Consider the following 18396-nt stretch of genomic DNA (forward strand, 5'->3'; position numbering starts at 1 on the left):
CTTACAAGGAGTACCCATGAAGTTTGAAGACGTGACCGAAGTGATCCAGGCGCGCACCACCACCGCCGCCAACCAGCTGCTGGGCAAAGGCTGGACCCTGCTAGCCGTGGTCGCCGGCGAAAGCGGCCCGGATTACGTGCTGGGTCGGGCCAAGGGCAGCGAGCCGCTGCCGGGTCTGGAGCGGGTCAAGGCGCCGGCGATCAACCCAGGCGCCCTGCGCTGAGTGATGGCATAGGGCCGCGCCCTGCGCGTAAGTAGCGCCATACGGGCGCGGAGAGGTATTGGAACCCGACCCCGTTGCGCGGCTTCTGCACCGAGGAGGTGTCCGAATAGCTGGAGCGGCACTCCGCCGGGCAATCGGTGTTCGATGAGCGCGACGACCTGCGCCGCTGGTGTGAGGTCGAGAAGGCCGAGCGCGAGCAGCTGAATCGCGATTGCCTGGGCTCCCGGATGAGAAGCGCGACCTCGCCCAGCAGGTAGCGCAGGCACAGGCCGAGATTCAGCGCTTGCAGGCCGGCCTGCAGGAGATTGCCGTCGATTTCGGCGTTACGGGTAACGCTGTAGGTCAGGGTGCAGCATGACCCTACATTACAGCTCAGCCTGCACTGCTGAGCACCTAAGGCAAGAGCCAACTCGGTGGCCCTTAGAAAGGCGCTGAGTAACCATATTCTGTCACATATCGATTTCGAAATAATTTTTCGTCATTCGCTTGACGATATATCGATATCGAGATATTGTTACCCCGTTGGTGTCGTAAACCCCGTCAAAAAAGCCCGATGTGAGGCCCGCGGGTACATCAGCAAAACCCACCACAGAGAGGAAGCACCCCATGAACTGCACCGTGAAAAGATCTCTACTACTTAGAAGGAATCTGGAATATGCAAGACGATCTCAAGCCCATCGAGTGGTTGGGCAGCAGTAAGGAAGACCTGCGGGATTTTCCGCCGGTAGCCAGGCAGCGTGCTGGGTATCAGCTGGAGCTGATCCAGGATGGGGAAGACCCCGCCGACTGGAAACCGATGGAAAGTGTCGGGCAGGGGGTGCGGGAAATCCGCATCAAGTGCAAAGACGGGGCTTTTCGCGTGTTTTATGTGGTCAACCGACCGGAAGCAATCTACGTGCTGCACGCCTTCCGCAAGACCACTGAAAAGACGGAAAAGCGCGACATCGACTTGGCCAAAGATCGGTTGAAGTCGCTGGACTGAAACAGAAGTAAATCCCCCTTACCGCTCGGTAAGGGGGTAAAGGACGATCCCACACCGGACAGTGCGGGGATCGGCTTATTCGAGTCCGACTCGATATTTTCTAAGAAAGGATGTAACAGAGGGATTTAATGATGGCAAACGAACGCTCTACCTCCGTGTGGGATGCGTTGGTTGATTCGCCAGAAGAAGCCGAAAACCTTCGGCTGCGCTCCCAGCTCATGAGGGTATTGACCAAGACCGTGAAGGCTTGGGATCTCCCACAAAAGGATGCGGCCCGCCGGCTGCACGTGACACAGCCTCGCTTGAGTGAGCTGCTAAATGGGAAAATCGACAAGTTTTCCCTGGATGCCCTGGTGAACCTGCTGGCCAGCGCCGATCTGGAGATTGATATCACCGTGAAGAAGAAAGCGGCCTGACCATAGGCGGCTTACAGCAAAGGGCTGGCCTTCGGGCTGGCCCTTTTCATTTGTGCGTGACCGTAAGGTCTTGGTCTCGATTACACTAGGCCACCATCCAAGCAAGGAGAGCAGCACCGATGAAAACCTGTACCGTATACGGTGACATGCAGGCCGACAGCGCCGCCGAGCAATACCCGACCGTACCGCTGTGCGACGACTGCGTGGCCGAGGACAGCCAGGCCGGCGAGAATCGCCAGATCGTGACCCAGAAAAGCTATGACCCGAGCTATGGCGATACCTGTGACTGGTGCAGCACGACCGCCGAGGAAGAGGCTGCCGCCAAGGCGTGACGGCGGTACCGGCGCCCTGCGCGTAAGTGGTGCTATGTTCAATCGACACCCCCAGTCCGCCAGGACCGGGGGTTTCTTTTTGCCCGGCCGTCACCCAAAACCAGCAAACTGGGCAACCAAAAGCGCTAGAGTGTTTTTCGCGCACCTTACCCTCAGCACAAGGAACACCAAGTGAGCCTCCCCGATCTCGGCATTACCCTGGGCGCCAATCACCCGAGTACCCACCAACTGCTGGCCCTCGACTTGCCCGACACGGTGCAGGCCATGGTGGCGCACTTGCTTAGCCAGCTGCTGGCCTCGGGCGATCTCAATATGATCGACTATGGCGAAGGCAAGGGTATCGGCTTGGCTCTGGGCCTTAACATGGCCAACGTCATTGATGACGACCAGCAGACCGACCTTGAACAGCTGTTTCACGATGCCGCCGCCCAGGCCCGGGAGGATTGGTAGTGGTGCGCCGTTACCGTAACCGCGCTGGTTCGCAGGCGCCCAAGGAGAAGCGTTATGCCTAACGATGAATATCTGCCCGGGCTGGTCCTGCCGGCGGCCTATCACGGCGTGCTGCGCAAGCGCCTGACCGAGGTCGATAACGCCGATACGGTGGTCAATTGCCTGATCGCCCAGGCCCGCGCTGAGGGCATGGTGGAAGCCCTGGAGCTGGTCCAGGCGCTGGACAGCGGGCGCATCGAGCGCCTGTATCAGTTGGTGGTCGACGCGGCCACGGCGCGCCTTCTGGAGCTGGGGCAGGGGCAAGGGCAAGGGCAAGGGCAAGGGCAAGGGCAAGGGCAAGGCAAATGATCGGCCAGGCCATCGACCTCAGCACCTGGCGGGTGCTGGCCAGCACCCGCCAGGTGCGCGATGCCGTGGCCGGCCGCCATGAGGACGACCGCAGCCAGTGGACGCTGGGCGTGCGCATCGGCGGCCCCACGGCGTGGCTCATTCCGGTGCGTTCCAAGCGCGAGGCGGTGAAGACCTGGGCCAGCCTGGAAACCTTGGTCAAGTTCGCCGAGGACTGCGGCCTGGACGGCCTGCGCATCGAGCTTTAGCTGCGGCCGGCAGGTTGCGGGTGGGCGCGGACCGGCGGGCGTGCCCGGCCAGCGTGCAGAGTCTCCGCCGGCGAAGATTTTGGCGGACCTGCAGCGGGTATAGTTGCGTGTAACCCATTCCCAGGTGAGCGGGCCGGCGGTGTGTTTGTGGAAGTGGGCTGACACCTTGCGCGGAGTGGTGATTGGCACCGTGGTATTCTCTACCCGGTATCGCGCAACATTGAGCGGGTCGGCACCGACGTGGCTGACACTGTGCCGGCTCGGCCGGCCGGGGATTTTCGGCGGTTGGCTTCGGCGGTTTTATCGGCGCCTGTGGTGCATTTCATTTTATGCACTGGTCACGGTCAGCAGCGCACCGGAAAGGCGGTTATCCTGGCGTGGGATGGATAACCGCAAAATCGACCGAAAAATGAGGCCGACCAGGATTCCGCCGGGCTTGCTCTGGCGAAAGATCGGGTATGCTGACGGGCAGTGGCGGTAAACGCCGGGCACAAAAAAGCCGCCCTGAGAAGGCGGCTATCTGGCCGGCGGGATGAGAGGCCCGGCCGGCGGCGTACTGAAGCACTCGGATAAGACTATAAGGTGGCACCCGTTTGCGCGCAATATGCGCGGCCGGCCGCTGACGCTTATTCAAATTTGAATAACGCTGATTCGAGGAACTTTACGATGAATCATGCGGAATCATTGCGAATCGGCCGGAATGTGCCTGCGAAACGGACGTTTTTCGACGTTCGATGCGAAACCCTTGAATTCAGGGGCTTTTGTGAGGTGTTAACCGCTATCGGTAAACTTCTTTGATGACTTCTTCGGTGGCGCGGTAGTCGTTGATGGGGGTATGGGCTTAGTTGCATACCGTTCGTCGGGTTGTGAAAAGTATTTCAAGAAAGTTGCGCGAGGCACTTAGCGCGCATGGTAATAATAGACACGCGGACGCTTGCGTCTGCTTGGGCCCTTGTATCCACGCCTGAGAAACGTGGCCGGCAACACAAGGTGGGTCCACCCGAACATTGGCGTACTGGAGCACTCACTCTTTCAGTAGCCGCCTGCTTTCGCCGGTAAGGGCAGGCTGCGCCAAGGTTCATCTGCACAGGAACCATCCCATGGATTGGTTTGAGCTGATGCGCCTGATCTGGCGTTTTGGATGTGTGGTTGCGAAAGTGGTTGGTGTGCTCCGGGCAATTGCATGGCTGCTCGACCGCTGGAATGACGACGACAAATCCTAAAGATCACGACCCCGCCTTCTGGTGGGGTTTTTTTTGGCCTGAATAAAGCAATGGAATATCAATAAAGACCCCAAAAGATACCTCAAGGGTATCCCTTGGGTATTTATGCAGCGTAAGCAATCTGGCCAGCGCCGGCCTGGCTGGTGGACAGAGGGGCACTGATAACGTGATCGGCATTGGCGGCGCGTCCGTTGCGTCCGCTGCTGCCCACCCCTGCTCAAGGAACCACACCCATGCACACCACCCTCCTGGCACATCTCGACTTTGAATATTGGCACTTCACTGGCTCGGCCACGGCATTTTCGCCGCCAACCTGGACCAGATGCGCACGTTGATGCTGCTCGATCACTACGAGCACATAGCCGCTATCTACCTGGCCGGCATGGCCAAGGCCGAGCACCGTGATGCCGTGCCGAGCTTCGAGGGTCAGGGCATGGACTTTGCCGATGGCCTGCGCCTGGCCAAGGTCATCACCCTGGATGAGTGCAGTGTGTGCTGCAGCGCCTGTTCAACCGGTCGGCGGAGCGACGTTACAGTGAGCTGCCGGGATGAGCCCGCGTGACCGTAACGGCGAACTGCTGCCGGGACTGATCCTGCCGACCATTTACAGGAACTGCTGCGCCGGCGCCTGGGCGATGTCAGCAGCGCTGATACGGCGGTAAACTGCCTCATCACCCAGACCCGCGCCGAAGGCCTGGTGGAGGACCTGGAAGTGATGCAGGCGCTGGATAGCGGGCGCATCGAGCGTCTGTATCGGCTGGTGATCGACGCCAGCACGGCGCGCCTGGTGGTGTTGCAGCGCGAGGGTGGGCAATGATCGGCCAAGCCATCGACAGCAACACCCTGCGCGTGCTGGCCAGCACCCGCCAGGTGCGCGACGCCGTGGCCGGCCGCGACGCCGACGACCGCACGCGCTGGCATCGAGCTGTAGGCGAAAACCATAGTCACAATCAATCATGGTGACGGCGTCCGCCCTTGCTACATTGCGGACGGTTAGCTGCGTCTTGCCTCGGCCGGCGGGCCGAGTCTGCGCCGACGATGATTTTGGCGGACCTGTAACGGGTAGAGTTACGTGCAACCCATGACCCAGGGTGGGCGGGCGGAAGTGTTCTTCTGGCAATGAGCTGACGCCTTGCGCGGACTGGTGATTGACACCGTGGTATTCTCTCCCCGGTATCGCGCAACATTGAACGGGTCGGCACCGACGTGGCTGACACTGTGCCGGCCCGGCCGGCCGGGGATTTTCGGCGGTGGGCGTGGGCGTTTTTATCGACGCCTGTGGCGCATCTCATTTTATGCACTGATCCCGGTCAGCAACGCGCCGAAAAGGCGGTTATTCTGGCGTTGGATGGATAGCCGCCAAACTGGTCGAAAAGCTTCCCCTCGGCCAGGAGGCTGTTGGGCTTGCTCTGGCGAAAGATCGGGTATGCTGCCGGGCAGTGGCGGTAAACGCCGGGCACAAAAAAGCCGCCCTGAAAAGGCGGCTATCTGGCCGGCGGGATGAGAGGCCCGGCCGACGGCGTACTGAAGCACTCAGGTAGGACTATAAGGTGGCACCCGATTGCGCGCAATATGCGCGGCCGGCCGCCGACGCTTATTCAAATTTGAATAACGCTGATTCAAGCAACTTTACGATGAATCATGCGGAATCATTGCGAATCGGCCGGAATGTGTCCGCGAAATGGACGTTTTTCGACGTTCGAAGCGAAACCATTGAATTCAGGGGCTTTTGTGAGGTGTTAACCGCTATCGGTAAACTTCTTTGATGGCTTCTGCGGTAGTGCGGAACTCGTTGATGGGGATATGCGCTTAGTTGGATACCGTTCGTCGGCTTGTGAAAAGTACTTCAAGAAAGTTGCGCGAGGCACTTAGCGCGCATGGTAATAATAGACACGCGGGCGCTTGCGTCTGCTTGGGCCCTTGTATCCACGCCTGAGAAACGTGGCCGGCAACACAAGGTGGGTCCACCCGAACATTGGCGTACTGAAGCACTCAATCTTTCAGTAGCCGCTTGCTCTGGCCGGTAAGGGCAGGCTGCGCCAACGTTCCTTTGCACAGGAACGATCCGCATGGATTGGCTTGAGCTGTTGCGCCAGATTTGGCGCGGCGCTTGTGTTGTGGCAAAGGCGGTCAGTGTGCTTCGGGCGGTTGCCTGGCTGCTGGACTGCTGGAGCGACGATCACCACGCGTAATGATCACTGCCCCGCCACTTGGCGGGGTTTTTGTGAGCCCCAAGCATAGCGTGTTACGCGTCAGCACAACCAGCTTGGCTGTGGTTGTCTCTCTTGGATTGACGCCCCAAAACTACGCGATCATGTTTGCTGGTCTACCTTAGGCTGCAACTGAAGGTAAGGGTTGTTCAGCGGGATATCTCCCATCAAACCCTTGGGATCATTGAGCAGGTAGCCATGCAAGCGTCTGGTTTTGCGAGGGCCGGTAACTTGGCAAGTCCAGATATTCAGCCCATTAGGCTGCTTACGATGGGCTCTCTGTCGCTCGAACTCGCGCTGCAGCCATTCCCAATCCTGCTGCTGTTCCTGCTTGGCCAGGCGCGCGACATTAGGGTGCTCACGACAGTAACGTTGAAAGATGCTTGGGCTCACTAAGAAGAGTGTGTCGGCTACGGTGTGTACTAGGGCTTTTGCGTCATTGATGATCAACAGGTGCGAGCGGATTCCATGTTCGAGCCACTGCAAGAAAGCTTCGCCGGTGGAAGCTTCTTCAGCTGCTTGTTTCTGAGGTAGTGGCTTGTCTAGAAAAACCGGCTGGAACTCCACCAAGTCTTCATCGAGATTTGCCCACGGAGGCTGCAACTCAGCTTGAGTGGGGGGCACTTGCTCACTGGAAGATGGCGTTTCCTCAGTATCGAGATCGACTGTGACAGTCCCTCCAAAGGGCGCGGGACGCTCATCGTTGTTCCAGATGAGTAGTGGCGAAAGCTTCAGGAAGGTTAGGCTTTGAGACCAACCGCTATCGCTGGTGACGGTGGCCTTCCAGATGGCCTTGCCGGCAGCGCTTTCCAGAGCAATGCCATGATCCTGCAGGACGTTGAACACGGCGGTATTGCGTTCCGGTATGCCTTCGATGCCATGTCTCAGCAGGTGTGCACGCAACTTGTCGCAAACGGTCTTGCTGACCAGCCAGAGGGCATCGTCAGTTAGCCATGCATCCGAGGCTTCGGACTGATTGATCTTGAGCTCTTCTTTAAGCAGGTGGCGTAGGCCCTCGATCAACTTGCGCTGAAGCGCTTGCTTGGGGGCTTTGATTGCCTTACTGGGATCCCCGCCAAGCGCCTGCGAGGCCGAGGCCTGATCTGCGCGGGCTACCAACTCGCCAAGGACGCCGGCCTGTTCATGCTGGCCTGCGAGCGCGTACAGCATAGAAGACCATAGTTCTGGGAAGGCGCTGAGCCAGTCAAGGCAGCCACGCGTGAGCACGCGGTTGTACAGAAGGCCTGAGGCTGCGTTATGCAAGCGATATTGGCGGTCGGTGCGGTAGCGTAGTCGGTAGGGCTGTGTCAGCGCTCCATGCCACGGGTGCCAGGTAGTCCCGTCGGCAAGTTCGACGTGGAGATCCACGGCGATCTTGCCGAGGTCGTGTAAAAGAGCTGAGTAGGCGACTGCGGCAGTCCAGGCTTCGGCTTCAGCAGCTTGCGCTTCGGGTGGTGCGCCAATTGGTAGCAGATGGGACTGTCGTAGTTTGAGGGCAAAGGCAACAGTTTCCAGTCCGTGGTCAAGCATACCGCCTGGGTGAGCGTGATGATGGCTTTCGGATGCGGGCAACAGCTGGACCAATTCGGCGTAGCGATGCAGGGGGATCAGATACAGCTCTTTGAATTGCGATCGGGAAAGTGAGGTGCGCTGCCAGATGCTCTCCAGCAGTTTCTGTCGTCGTGGCGTGTTCAACAGTTCGACTGCAGATTGTGGAACAGTGAAGCCGCTCGGGATATGGGGATCAGACGCAACAAAAGTTGGCGCTTTTCGCTTGAACCAGGAAAGCATGATGGACCTCGCGAGGTGCATGGAAGTAGTCCTTTTCCCTTTTATGGGTAGGGCCCTTCCCCTTATGCCTATTTCCCGTGCAGCCCTTCCATTTGCTGTTTACCGTTTGAACGTGAGCAGGCGTCAGTGGCTTTGCTCAGAGTGGCACGGCGATCAACGTCTGGATGCAGTTGGAGGCCGATGAACCCTTTCAGAGGTGGGAGTCAGCACATGAAACAGCGCAAACGAATGAGTATTACTGAGCGACTTGGACGGTGGACTGGCCGAGCTTGGCGTGGCTACGTCGGCCGTGAAGCCAAGGCCCATCAATGGCTACAGTCGAAGGGCGCTCCAGTTTTGTTGACTAGGATTTTCCTGTGGCTAATAAAACTCGCTGTTCTCGGTGCACTATCGTATGCATCGTTTTGGCTTGCTCTGCTCACAGTCTCCGTTCTGATTGTGGTTCGAATTGCCACGGTTAATAGATGGGGAGCCGAAGATGGGTGGGCTATTGGTGAGCAGCGGGACCATAAGGACAGCATGTTCTATGATCCAGTTGCACACAACGACACTACTGATCCTCGATACGAAGATGAATAAAGGCTCTATCTGCTCAAAGCCTTTTGGAAACAAGATCTACGCCTTTTGAACCTGCCTGGCCTGCCGCTCGCGTTCCATCTGTAAGCCCTTGAATCGCTCCTGCAGCCCGTATTCCCACCCAAGATAGGGCCGCCATCCACACGCCGGGAAGAACCATAAACATCGTTGCCATAACGAAATTCAGCAGCATGTCGCCGAATGAGTTGTTCAGCCCCATGAGCAGATTGAAGTTGCTGTGAGGCGAGTCCCATCCGTAAAGCGCGTCGAGGATGGTGCTGTCGATCCAGCGTGCTAACTGAAACCAAAACTCAACGAAGAAAATCGCGAACTGTACACTCGTAGCGGTCATCAACGATTTCAAGTCGTAGGTGCCGAACAGCATGACCAGCGGGATGCAGATCACGAGTGCCATCTTCAGGAAGGACAGCACCATTGGCAATGCTTGGCGAGCAACATCCATCGCTGGAAAGTAGCCGAGTGATCCAATCGTCAGTCCCAGGTCACTTGCTGCGCGCGTGGCGATGTTGGGGGTGGTCATGGCAACCTGGCCCCCGTAATCGGTGTACACCGGGCCATGGTTCAACGCTTGCTGACGGGGAGAGGCAAGGGCGCGGATCATCGCATCATCGGCTTCGGATTGGCTAAGGAAGCCCGCCCATTTTCCAAGGCGCGACAGTAGACCAGGATCTACCTGCTCGATCAGGCGAGCACGTAATCCTCTGCCAGCGTCGTTCCACCACTGGAAACAGGTGGGATATCCACCTGCACCGCCAATCTGGGCGAGACCGGCATCGCGCTTCGGCTCATATGGCCAGGCCTTCATTGGGCTCTTGGCGTGATAGTAGTCGTAGTAGCCCGAGGTGCTTAAGAAGAACTTTGAACCGATCCAGTTCACGTCACTCATTTCGACTTCACTGAGGCTCGGCCGTGTCATGAATAGCCGAGCCCGTGCAGGGCCGTAGCAGGCGTGACTGAAATCAGCGACCTCTTGAGCCAACAGTGGATCGCGGATGCGCGTGGCATCGATGTCGATGCGCATTTGGCGTAAATCCGTGCCGCAAGGGATGGCTGCTACGGCAGCTCCTGTGATGGCCTTGGAAGCCGCGTGAACCAGGAACCACCAGATGGGTACCTGAGCGCTCTGGTTGTTGAGCGTGGTGAAACTGTTGGACCATCGCGTCTGTTGCGGTGTAGCCACTTGCACCTGGCACTGGGTTGAGCGTGAGGTGTCGTATTCCAAGGTGCTGAGGTCGATGGGGATCGCCGGTATGCAAGCGAAGTACACCACGGCTATAGCGACGTAGATGCGCCCTTCGATGCGCAACGTGGAGAGCAGTCCCTTGTTGCCTTCGTCCGCGCCCTCGCTGCGAGCCCTGAGCCATTCCTGCACAATCATTACAACGAAGGGCAGGGCGACGATCCCACTGGCAACCAGGACCTCCCAAATGCCATTGCCTACGATCCAGCCGACCAGGGTGAGGTAGTACTCCAGGTAATCGTTGGTGTAGAGCGTCACGACGTGCCTCCGGACGGTGGCAGTTCGAGCAGCATCAGCAGGGCGACGACCGTGAACTCGAGACGCAGCAGGCGTTGGTGTTGTACTGATTGAAGTGGGTGGGTGCGACGAATATGAACCCAGACCGCTGCCATTGCGGCATACAGGGCAAACCGCCAAATGCGAAGGGCGCCGGTGTTGTCAGCGAGCCAACGGCGCCACTCGATCACTCCACCACATAGCTCGATCCCGAGCAGGCTGACGGCTGTGCCCGTTGCAAGCACTAGCAGCGACGTGCAGACCACAACTGCCACACGCTTCACCAGCCGTTGCAAGATCATGGTCGGGTACCGGTTTGAGGTGCCTTCTCGATCTCATCCAGGCGGTTGCGGGTAGGGTCGCCTTCGTAGACGCCGCGAGATCCGCCGCTCCTGGCGGTATGGCGCTGGACTAGCACCATAGGCGAGTTCCCGGCCAGGGTTCGACGCAGCTCCAGCTCGCTCTTGAGGGTGTTGATTTCCTGAGCCAAGGTGTCGCTTTCAGTGCTGATCGCTTGCTGAGCCAAGTCGTTGATGGCGACGTTGGGTTCCTTGCGCCCGGTTAACAGGGTGCGCTGCAGCAGGAGGGCTTTTTCCAGGACGCTTGCAAGCGCCACTTCGGACGCCAGACGCTGGGTCAGCAGATTGCTGTCGGGTTCATCGCGCAGGGCTTCGATCACTCCGCGAGTAATGGGCAGGGACTGGCTGCCAGCTTCGGCCAACTGCTCGGGAGTTGTCTCTATGTCGCCACTGACCAACGCCTGCAAGGCCTTCAGCTTTTGCTCGTATTCCTCCTGAATCAGCGGTGTCAGTCCGACACCTGCTGTGGTTTGAGTTTTGATGCAACCATCGCAGGTACTCTGTTCGCGCTCGCCGAGAACGCGGGTGGCAAAGTCCTCCGCTGCCTGCGGTGAGTTCCAGGTCTGGCAACTCAGGCGGTTGCCACAACTGTCCCGCCCAATGCTGGAGCGATCGCTGACCCCGCGGCCATTGAGCAGGTTGTAGCCGGCACGGCTGACATCGCTGATCAGCTTGATGGGCACCTGACCCCGTCCACCAGCTTGCTGACCGCCCACCCAGGGCACGCCGCTGTTGCCACGTTCTTTTTCCGATTGCTCGATGGCTGCTACAGCATCGGTGTTCCGGCCTGCCGTCGATTGGCTTAGCGCCTGACCCTGCGCCAGTTGATCCCAGCCCAATTGTGCCCCGGCCATGTCGGCCATACGGTTGGCCATTGCCTGACAGCTGGACTTGGAGCGGTCGAAATCCAGGCGGGCCTGGAGGATGCCGTTGCTCAGCAGGTTGTAGAGCGCGGGGTCGGCCCGCTGAATGATCATGGCTGGCAGCGAGGCCACGGCGCTGGTGGCGTTCTGGATCACTGAACTCATGATCGAGCGAAAGCCGTTGGTCACGCCGTTGAGCTGGTTCTGCAGAGTGGCGCTCAGGTCCATGTTTCCGCAGATCAGGTTGCTGTTCCAGCCAACCCCCACCCCGATGCTGCGCATATCCGCTGCTCCACTCATAGATACCGCGCTACCGCCGCCGATGCTGTACAGCACGTCATCACCCAACACGCTGCCTTGGGTCTGGTAGGTGTTTTTTGTCGTTGATATCTCGGCTGAGTGGACGGTGTTGGCAACCGTAAGTAGGGCAACCAGGAAGGTGCGTAAGGGGGCGTTCATCGTTCGCCCCCCTCAGTATCGACGCTACCCAGAAAGGTCTGGCCAGCCCGCTTGCAGCAGCTGTAGGGCCTCCAGAGTGCCCAGGCAAAGTCGCCTTGTTTTGCCTGCTCTCGCTTTCCATGATGCGGAAACACTGCGCAGGTTGAAGAGGGCAATGGGGTCAGCTCCTGCCATTTCCCTGTTGAGGGATCGGCTTCCTTCAGCTCGCCAGCAGGCCAGTATCCGTCCCGCTTGTTCGCCAATAGCGGCTGATACACGTGCACTTGCCCTCGGCGAGTCACGATGTCGCCGGCTCGTTGTGCAATTACTGCAGCGGCCTTGTAGTCGTCGGTCTGTTGGAGGAAGCCACTTCTCGGATAGACGTTGCCCCACAGGTCAGAGGCTGCACGGCTGCCGACTTCCCGAACGCCCGGTGTCAATGACTCGGGGTACACCGCTTCAGGAATGCCGTACCGCCAGGCCAGGGTATCGAGCGTGCTGAGCAGGTAGGGCATGAAGGCCTTACCAGCGCCGGCACAGGTGTAGCCGGACCGGCCGGCAAATCGGCTGAAGGCCAAGCCACCAGGGTGACCGACTACGTCGGCGTTTTTGAAGCGCAGGGCAGGGGATTCATGGCTGTTGCCCGCACTGTTGTTCGCGCCGCTTTGGGCCGTTTCATTGCGTGGACTCAATGCGCTCACATCACGCCAAGGGTTCCCGCCGGTGTTGGTGTAGCTGGAGACTACGGCATCGGGAATGTAGTGACGCACCTTGGTGGTGGTGCGCACTTTGCAGCCGAACGGCGTACAGAAGAGCCAGTAGCAGATACCAACGACACGGTAGTTCAAGCAGTCTGGAGAGGCTGTCGAAGTGGTGATGTTGACGGAGTTGAGTGCCATGGATGCGGCTGGAAAGCCCAGAAGACATGCCAGCAGGCTGCGGCGAAGGGCGAGAAGTCGAAGCGCGGCCATGATCGAATCCTGCAAGCGTGGATGCTGGCGATTGGATCAGGCGAGAAAGCGCAGAACCTCAAACAATAAGTCCGAAACTCTTCCCGTATTGAGTGAAAGGGAAAGAGATCCTTGAACAAGAATGGCGCTCTGCGGATGCCTCATTGCATGATAATGAGGACTGTAGGAACTCAAGCGCCGTGGACTGCGAGAAACGATATCAGCCTGGCCGAAAAATGCAGATCGTCTTTCTGTTGCGCTAGCCTGATTCCTAGACATTTGCTGCATGGCATAATCATGGCCCTCCGTACACAGGGACCGTAGAGATGAACTTTTTGAGAATACCGGCAGTTCGCTGGATCGTTATGCTCCCGGCTGCTGTCTTGGCGGCAGTAATTGCTGTGTTTGCCGTGCGCTTCATAAACAACATTTGGGCGAGCAGTGATCCTGGCCAACTCACATTTTTCGGCTCGCTCGGGGAAGCTCTCGTGAGCTGCATCGGTTGTTCAGTCCTGATATGGGTCGCAGCATGGGTGGCACCACAAGGAAAGCTCATCATCAGCGTGATCTTGGCCACGATACTTGGGCTGATGTGCGTTGCAGGTGGCATTTACTCTGTCTATCAGTCTCAATATCTGATGGTCATTGTTTTTGCCGGAGCCCTGTTTGGAATCGTGAGCGTTGTTTACAGCATCAATCAAAACCCGCCTGACTTTGGCGCTTGATTCTTGTTGATTGCCCATTACTTGAGCTAATCTTTGCGCATCCTAAATACGAGGTATCACATGTCCCGTCTCGCAGAATTCCGTGCCCTGGAGCAGCAGCTGGCTGCTCAGCTGGCTGAGCTTGAGTCTCTCAAAAATGATGATGGCCTGAAGCGCGAAATCGAGTTCGAGAAGAAGCTTCGCGATTTGCTGGGTGAGTACGGCTACAGCCTGCGTAATGTCATCGCCATCCTCGATCCGCAAGCAGCAACTCCCCGCGCACCGGTCGCCAATGAGACCAAGGGCAATCGCAAGCCACGCCAGGTTAAACAGTACAAAAACCCACATACTGGTGAAGTCATCGAAACCAAGGGTGGCAATCACAGGCAGTTGAAAGAGTGGAAAGCCGAACACGGTGCTGATGTGGTTGAGAGCTGGCTGGCTCGGTAAGACTGCTTAACCGCAAAGACAAGGGCCCCACGGGGCCCTTTTCGCTATCAAGCGATACCTCAAGGAGTAAAACTGCACATTGTGGATCGCCTATGACTTTGAGAGGCACAGTTAGCGCAAGGTATGTGCTTTGTGCCAACAGGAGCAAAGCTACAGAAAACCAGCTTCTGCGAAGGAGTAGGCGTCGCCACTGCCAACGATGATGTGGTCAAGCACCGTCACATCGACTTGATGGAGCAATTGCTTCAAGGTCTTTGTTAGGTACCTGTCGGGCTCACTGGGCATCACGTCGCCCGATGGGTGATTGTGAGCCAGGATCACAGCCGCACTGTTGATCTCCAGGCAGCGCTGCAAGACTCGTCGAGGTGGAACTACGGCAGCGTTGATGGTGCCCTCGAACATGATTTCGAAGGCCAGCAGTCGATTGAGATTATCGAGGAAGATAACGGCGAACACCTCGTTCTTGTGACTGGCCAGCTGCAACTGCAGATAGCGCTTGGTCACAGGTGGACTGTACAAATGCGGGCCGCGCTGGAACAGACGCTTTTCCAGCACGTTGATGGCTCGGCGCACCAGGCGCTCCTCGTTGACGGACAGGGCCGAGACCAGGCATTCGCTGCTCGGGTAGGACCGTGACATGGAACCTCCAAGGATGAGAGGGAGGCTCCACCCCAAGGGGCTGAAACCCCGTTGGGAAAGGAAGACCTGACCCGGGCGGGCAGGACGAGTGCGTTCAACACCACATTGCGGCGTCGTAGCCGTGACGAACGTGGGCTACCTGGGCATGTCGCTGATCACGTCAGCTGGCATCTCGGAAAAATCGGTCGCGCTCAGCAGGTCCACTGCTGAAAGCAGGGCATCAGTTTCGATGGGGCCTTGTAGGGTGAGGGTGCGCTGGGTGCGATTGTCGATCAGGCGCAAGGTCGGTGTGGCGCTCAATCTGTTCTGATTGGCTTCCGCTTTCTGAGTGGCGATTACTTGGGAGACCCGTTCACCTGCCAGGCAGCGTTGTAACGATGTGGATGTGCCAGGGTAGGTGGTTCCCGGGGCGAGGCCGCGCCCATTTCCCTGTGTATGCAGATACACCCAGACCACCGCGCCCCAGAAGCTCTCCTGGCCTTCGACCTGACCCACTCATTCGATCAGTCGCGCCTCGCTGCTGGCCGCTGTTTCGTGCTGGGGCAATGGCAGGTGGCGCCAGACCAGGTTGACGTGATCATTGGTGAGGATCCAGCGCTGTAACTGGGGCAGGTAGGACTGGCAATGCGGGCATTCAAGGTCCGCATAGAGAATTATGGTGAAGCGAGCTTCAGGGCTGCCGTAAATCCAGGGCTGGCTGTTGCCACCAGCCGAGCGAAAAGGTGGCCACCCGCTGAGAGCCAATCCAGCCAGGGCCAGCCAGCCGATGACCCACTTCGCGCTGTTCGCATTTAACCATTTGCGCATGAATCCTCTCCTGGCAGATCCGTTTGCAACGGCTCGATGCCGCGAGAGCGGTCGATGTCATGTGCCATGCGGATCGCCGCGTCGAGCTCGCTTGTGCCGTATTGCTGCATGAGGGTGTGGCGAGCGGCTTTTTCCTCGGGCTCGGTCATTGCCAGCGCCAGATACAGGCTCGGGGGCACGGCGCGAAAAAGCAGCTCCATCGACTTGGACAGAATCACGCCCTCGCAGTACTTGCCGGACTCCTTGCGTGCCGAAAGCATCAAGGCTTTCTGTGCAGGGCTCAGCTCGCGGAAGCGGGCGATCTTTTCCACCTCATCAGGGGGCATGCTCAGGCAGATCCACCACTCAATCATGTTGAGCATGGGCTCGGCGGCCTTGGGCAGGTCGTCGAGATTCTGGGTGGCCAGCCAGAACCAGGCGCCGAGCTTGCGCCACATCTTGGTGATCTTGACCACGTAGGGCGCGAGTAGCGGGTTCTTGGTGATGACGTGGCCTTCGTCGGTGACGTTGATGATCGGCCGGCCGAGCATCTGGTCGCGCTCGGCGATGTTGTTAACCGTGTTGAGCAGGGACAGGTAGGCGATCGACAGTTGTGCGTTGTAGCCCTCGCGGGCGAAGGTCGCCAGGTCGACGATGGTGATGTCCGCTTCGGGCCAGGGCGTACCGGGACGGTTGAACAGCTCGCCATCCAGGCCTTGGCAGAAAAGGTCCATGGCCTCGGCCATTTCCTGCAGGCGATTGCGGCGGGTTTCGGGAAGGCCCGCGTCACCACCACGATCACGCAATGCGTCACGAACATCCTGTGTGAGTACGGGGCGTTGTTCGCTGGAGCATCGCTGCGCGGCATCCAGAATGCACTGGCGTATCAGGCTACGGTCAGCCCGGGTCAGTCGTGCTTCCTCTTTGTCCTCACCGCCGGTGATCATCAGGCGGGCAGTAATTTCCAGTTCGCCGAGGACATCGCGTTGTTCGTCACCCCCATCAGGAGGCAGGGTATTTTCCATGCTATCAGCGTCAAGGGTCTGCACTTGACCAGGCGTCTCGACGAGTCGTCGTGCATCGGCGAAGGGCGCCAGTGAGATGCCAGATCCGGCGGACAGTTTGACCTTGTGCACGCTTAGGCCCAGGCGCTTGGCGAAGTCACCGAACAGGCCGAAAGAATTGCCCGCTTCGACGATGAACAGCCGAGGACGGTAGATTGCAGTGACCTGGTTGAGCAGAGTATTGAGGGTCGCCGACTTGCCCGCGCCAGTCGGACCGAACAGAAAGAGGTGAGCGTTCATCTGCCGATCCAGGCGATTCAACGGATCGAAGGTGACCAGGCCGCCGCCGCGGTTGAAGAGGGTTATACCGGGGTGGCCAGTGCCGTGGCTGCGACCCCACACGGGCGAAAGATTGGCGAGGTGCTGAGCGAACATCAGCTGGCTGTACCACTGACGCTTGTCCAGCGCGGGATCGAATACGCAGGGTAACCAGCGCAGGTAGCTGCTGAGTGGCCCCACTTCGTCCTCCTCTCTCACCGGCTGCAGGCCAGCGTTGAGCAGCACGTTGGCGAGCTGCACGCCTCTGGCCTCCAGATCCTCCAGCGATTCGCCCTGCAGGTAGAACGCGAGGCTGCCGCGATACAGCTTGTGCGCACTGCCAATCAGCGCACGAGCTTCGTGCACGTCGGCCCGGGTCTGTTCTGATGCAAGGGTATCGCCTACAGATTTTCGGCTCAGGTGCTTTAAATGGGCTTCCAGGGTGTCCTGTGGGGTGACGATCAAGGTCAGACACATCACCGTGCCTTCGGGCAGTTGGTCGAACAGACTGTTGATCGCATCGCCCTTTTTCGTCTCACCGGTCAGGTGACCGGTGTGCGGAGCAGAACGCAGGCGGTCGAGTACGACGACACGATGGGGGCGGTCGTCGAAGTGCCAGGTACCTGACTCAGCATCCGAATGCGGTTGGCTGAAAAATAATCGTTGGGCGAAGTCTGTGCCGTTGGCCAGCTCCAGCTCATCATCCGCAGACGGTTCGGGATAGGCGGTCAAACGGTAGAAGCGTTCTCGGTCCGAAAGCTCCGCGCCCAGATGACCGGGATGAGGATTGAACCAGCGCAGCAGCCAGGCGTGGATATCGGCACCCTCCATGCGCTTGGCCCCGACACCTGCATTGGCGAGCCCGCCGATCAGGCGCTCGCATACCGTGTTGAGCGCTTCCTCAGGTGACTGCTGACGGCGTCCAGGCTCAATATCGCTGACCCGCCGGTACACCACCATTCGCACGCGACGGTTCTGCCCGCGCCAGGGAAGGCGGGTGAGAGTGGTGTCATCAAACAGCCCGCCTGGTTTGGCGATGGCATGCAGATGATGGACGAAGCTCTGTAGGTAGAACGCACTGAACCTGCAGCCCTCGGTACGAGGCTGCAGGTAGTTGCGCAAGGTGTGCAGATATCTGTCCCAGTCTGTGTCGTCCTGCGCATAGAACTGGACCACCCAAGGGTGTTGATCCAGCTCATCGAAGCTGTCCTGCAGGGCGTTCTCGACGGCATCGCGGGCCTGCAACAGCCAGTCGGGTTCTCGGCCTTCGGTGCCTACAGGCTTCAGTTCGAAGAACGCGGCGACGGACTGGCCGTCTTCCAGCAGCATGCACTGTGAATCAGGTAAGTATTCGACCCACGGCAGCAGGTCTACAAAGGACGGAGCAGCCTCGTACAGGGCTTGCTCGTCACTTTCAGTTGCAGGGCATCGCGGAAAGCTACCGGGCACTGGAATACCGTGTTTCGCCAACCTTGCCAGGTAGCGATCCCAGGTGTCTGGCGCGTCAGTTTCATTCTCAACGGGCTGTCGCTTCCAGGGCCAGCGCATG

General features: G+C 58.8%; 20 protein-coding genes and 1 pseudogene. 13 read left to right on the top strand and 8 right to left on the bottom strand.

The features are described from left to right. Window positions 1-16 precede the first annotated feature (16 nt). The 10 genes from ACIPZ8_RS14630 (at window position 17) to ACIPZ8_RS14675 (ending at window position 5185) form a co-directional block, all read left to right on the top strand. On the top strand, window positions 17-223 hold the full coding sequence (locus tag ACIPZ8_RS14630; protein WP_400724225.1) for a hypothetical protein: 207 nt from the start codon (window positions 17-19) through the stop codon (window positions 221-223). A gap of 655 nt (window positions 224-878) precedes the next feature. Then, window positions 879-1205: a type II toxin-antitoxin system RelE/ParE family toxin gene (locus ACIPZ8_RS14635; protein ID WP_400724227.1), complete on the top strand. Its 327-nt coding sequence runs from the start codon at window positions 879-881 to the stop codon at window positions 1203-1205. Between the two features lie 131 nt (window positions 1206-1336). Next, window positions 1337-1621 (top strand): helix-turn-helix domain-containing protein, encoded by a 285-nt coding sequence (locus tag ACIPZ8_RS14640; RefSeq protein WP_207936971.1) that lies wholly within the window; start codon window positions 1337-1339, stop codon window positions 1619-1621. A 119-nt stretch (window positions 1622-1740) separates the two neighbouring features. Further along, entirely contained in the window at window positions 1741-1953 is a 213-nt protein-coding gene (locus ACIPZ8_RS14645) for a hypothetical protein (protein WP_400724229.1), read from the top strand. A gap of 171 nt (window positions 1954-2124) precedes the next feature. Next, window positions 2125-2403 carry a hypothetical protein gene (locus ACIPZ8_RS14650; RefSeq protein ID WP_400724232.1) on the top strand — a complete coding sequence of 93 codons (279 nt, stop codon included), beginning with the start codon at window positions 2125-2127 and terminating at the stop codon, window positions 2401-2403. Window positions 2404-2457: 54 nt separating this feature from the next. Continuing rightward, entirely contained in the window at window positions 2458-2751 is a 294-nt protein-coding gene (locus ACIPZ8_RS14655) for a hypothetical protein (RefSeq protein ID WP_400724235.1), read from the top strand. Beyond that, window positions 2748-2999, top strand: coding sequence for a hypothetical protein (locus ACIPZ8_RS14660; protein ID WP_400724238.1), 252 nt, complete (start codon window positions 2748-2750; stop codon window positions 2997-2999). Before ACIPZ8_RS14655 ends, ACIPZ8_RS14660 begins: the two co-directional genes overlap by 4 nt. Before the next feature lie 1100 nt (window positions 3000-4099). After that, on the top strand, window positions 4100-4222 hold the full coding sequence (locus tag ACIPZ8_RS14665; protein WP_400724241.1) for a hypothetical protein: 123 nt from the start codon (window positions 4100-4102) through the stop codon (window positions 4220-4222). A 271-nt stretch (window positions 4223-4493) separates the two neighbouring features. After that, a complete protein-coding gene (locus ACIPZ8_RS14670; RefSeq protein ID WP_400724244.1) occupies window positions 4494-4784 on the top strand; it encodes a hypothetical protein in 291 nt (96 codons plus the stop codon). A gap of 251 nt (window positions 4785-5035) precedes the next feature. Further along, window positions 5036-5185, top strand: coding sequence for a hypothetical protein (locus ACIPZ8_RS14675; RefSeq protein WP_400724247.1), 150 nt, complete (start codon window positions 5036-5038; stop codon window positions 5183-5185). Between the two features lie 1349 nt (window positions 5186-6534). On the opposite strand, the gene mobH is transcribed toward ACIPZ8_RS14675, so the two are convergent. Next, window positions 6535-8223 carry a MobH family relaxase gene (gene mobH, locus ACIPZ8_RS14680; RefSeq protein WP_400724249.1) on the bottom strand — a complete coding sequence of 563 codons (1689 nt, stop codon included), beginning with the start codon at window positions 8221-8223 and terminating at the stop codon, window positions 6535-6537. Between the two features lie 210 nt (window positions 8224-8433). Between mobH and ACIPZ8_RS14685 the strand changes: the two genes are divergently transcribed. Beyond that, window positions 8434-8802, top strand: a complete 369-nt coding sequence (locus ACIPZ8_RS14685; RefSeq protein ID WP_400724251.1) for a DUF3742 family protein — start codon at window positions 8434-8436, stop codon at window positions 8800-8802. Window positions 8803-8815: 13 nt separating this feature from the next. On the opposite strand, the gene ACIPZ8_RS14690 is transcribed toward ACIPZ8_RS14685, so the two are convergent. From ACIPZ8_RS14690 to ACIPZ8_RS14705, 4 genes are read right to left on the bottom strand one after another with little or no spacing between them, the layout of a single operon-like run. After that, on the bottom strand, window positions 8816-10318 hold the full coding sequence (locus ACIPZ8_RS14690) for a conjugal transfer protein TraG N-terminal domain-containing protein (RefSeq protein ID WP_400724254.1): 1503 nt from the start codon (window positions 10316-10318) through the stop codon (window positions 8816-8818). After that, the gene (locus ACIPZ8_RS14695; protein WP_400724257.1) at window positions 10315-10638 is read right to left on the bottom strand and encodes a hypothetical protein; all 324 of its coding nucleotides are present in this window, start codon (window positions 10636-10638) and stop codon (window positions 10315-10317) included. The genes ACIPZ8_RS14690 and ACIPZ8_RS14695 overlap by 4 nt, the downstream gene beginning before the upstream one ends. After that, complete coding sequence (locus ACIPZ8_RS14700) at window positions 10635-12017, bottom strand: integrating conjugative element protein (protein ID WP_400724260.1); 1383 nt, start codon at window positions 12015-12017, stop codon at window positions 10635-10637. Before ACIPZ8_RS14700 ends, ACIPZ8_RS14695 begins: the two co-directional genes overlap by 4 nt. Further along, the gene (locus tag ACIPZ8_RS14705; protein WP_400724262.1) at window positions 12014-12967 is read right to left on the bottom strand and encodes a TIGR03756 family integrating conjugative element protein; all 954 of its coding nucleotides are present in this window, start codon (window positions 12965-12967) and stop codon (window positions 12014-12016) included. Before ACIPZ8_RS14705 ends, ACIPZ8_RS14700 begins: the two co-directional genes overlap by 4 nt. A 305-nt stretch (window positions 12968-13272) precedes the next feature. Here ACIPZ8_RS14705 and ACIPZ8_RS14710 point away from each other — a divergent pair, with 305 nt between their 5' ends. Continuing rightward, window positions 13273-13671 (top strand): hypothetical protein, encoded by a 399-nt coding sequence (locus tag ACIPZ8_RS14710; RefSeq protein ID WP_400724265.1) that lies wholly within the window; start codon window positions 13273-13275, stop codon window positions 13669-13671. A 60-nt stretch (window positions 13672-13731) separates the two neighbouring features. After that, window positions 13732-14100: a histone-like nucleoid-structuring protein, MvaT/MvaU family gene (locus tag ACIPZ8_RS14715; RefSeq protein WP_400724268.1), complete on the top strand. Its 369-nt coding sequence runs from the start codon at window positions 13732-13734 to the stop codon at window positions 14098-14100. A gap of 150 nt (window positions 14101-14250) precedes the next feature. Here the strand turns inward: ACIPZ8_RS14715 and ACIPZ8_RS14720 are convergent, their stop codons facing one another. The 3 genes and pseudogenes from ACIPZ8_RS14720 to ACIPZ8_RS14730 all read right to left on the bottom strand — a co-directional run bounded on the left by ACIPZ8_RS14720 (window position 14251) and on the right by ACIPZ8_RS14730 (window position 18395). Then, complete coding sequence (locus tag ACIPZ8_RS14720; protein ID WP_400724271.1) at window positions 14251-14739, bottom strand: RadC family protein; 489 nt, start codon at window positions 14737-14739, stop codon at window positions 14251-14253. Between the two features lie 135 nt (window positions 14740-14874). Continuing rightward, a pseudogene (locus tag ACIPZ8_RS14725) lies at window positions 14875-15546 on the bottom strand (DsbA family protein). Next, window positions 15531-18395: a conjugative transfer ATPase gene (locus tag ACIPZ8_RS14730; RefSeq protein WP_400724274.1), complete on the bottom strand. Its 2865-nt coding sequence runs from the start codon at window positions 18393-18395 to the stop codon at window positions 15531-15533. The pseudogene ACIPZ8_RS14725 and the gene ACIPZ8_RS14730 overlap by 16 nt, the downstream one beginning before the upstream one ends. Window position 18396 lies beyond the last annotated feature (1 nt).

The organism is Pseudomonas sp. NPDC089422 (assembly GCF_044749405.1).
Lineage (GTDB): Bacteria > Pseudomonadota > Gammaproteobacteria > Pseudomonadales > Pseudomonadaceae > Aquipseudomonas.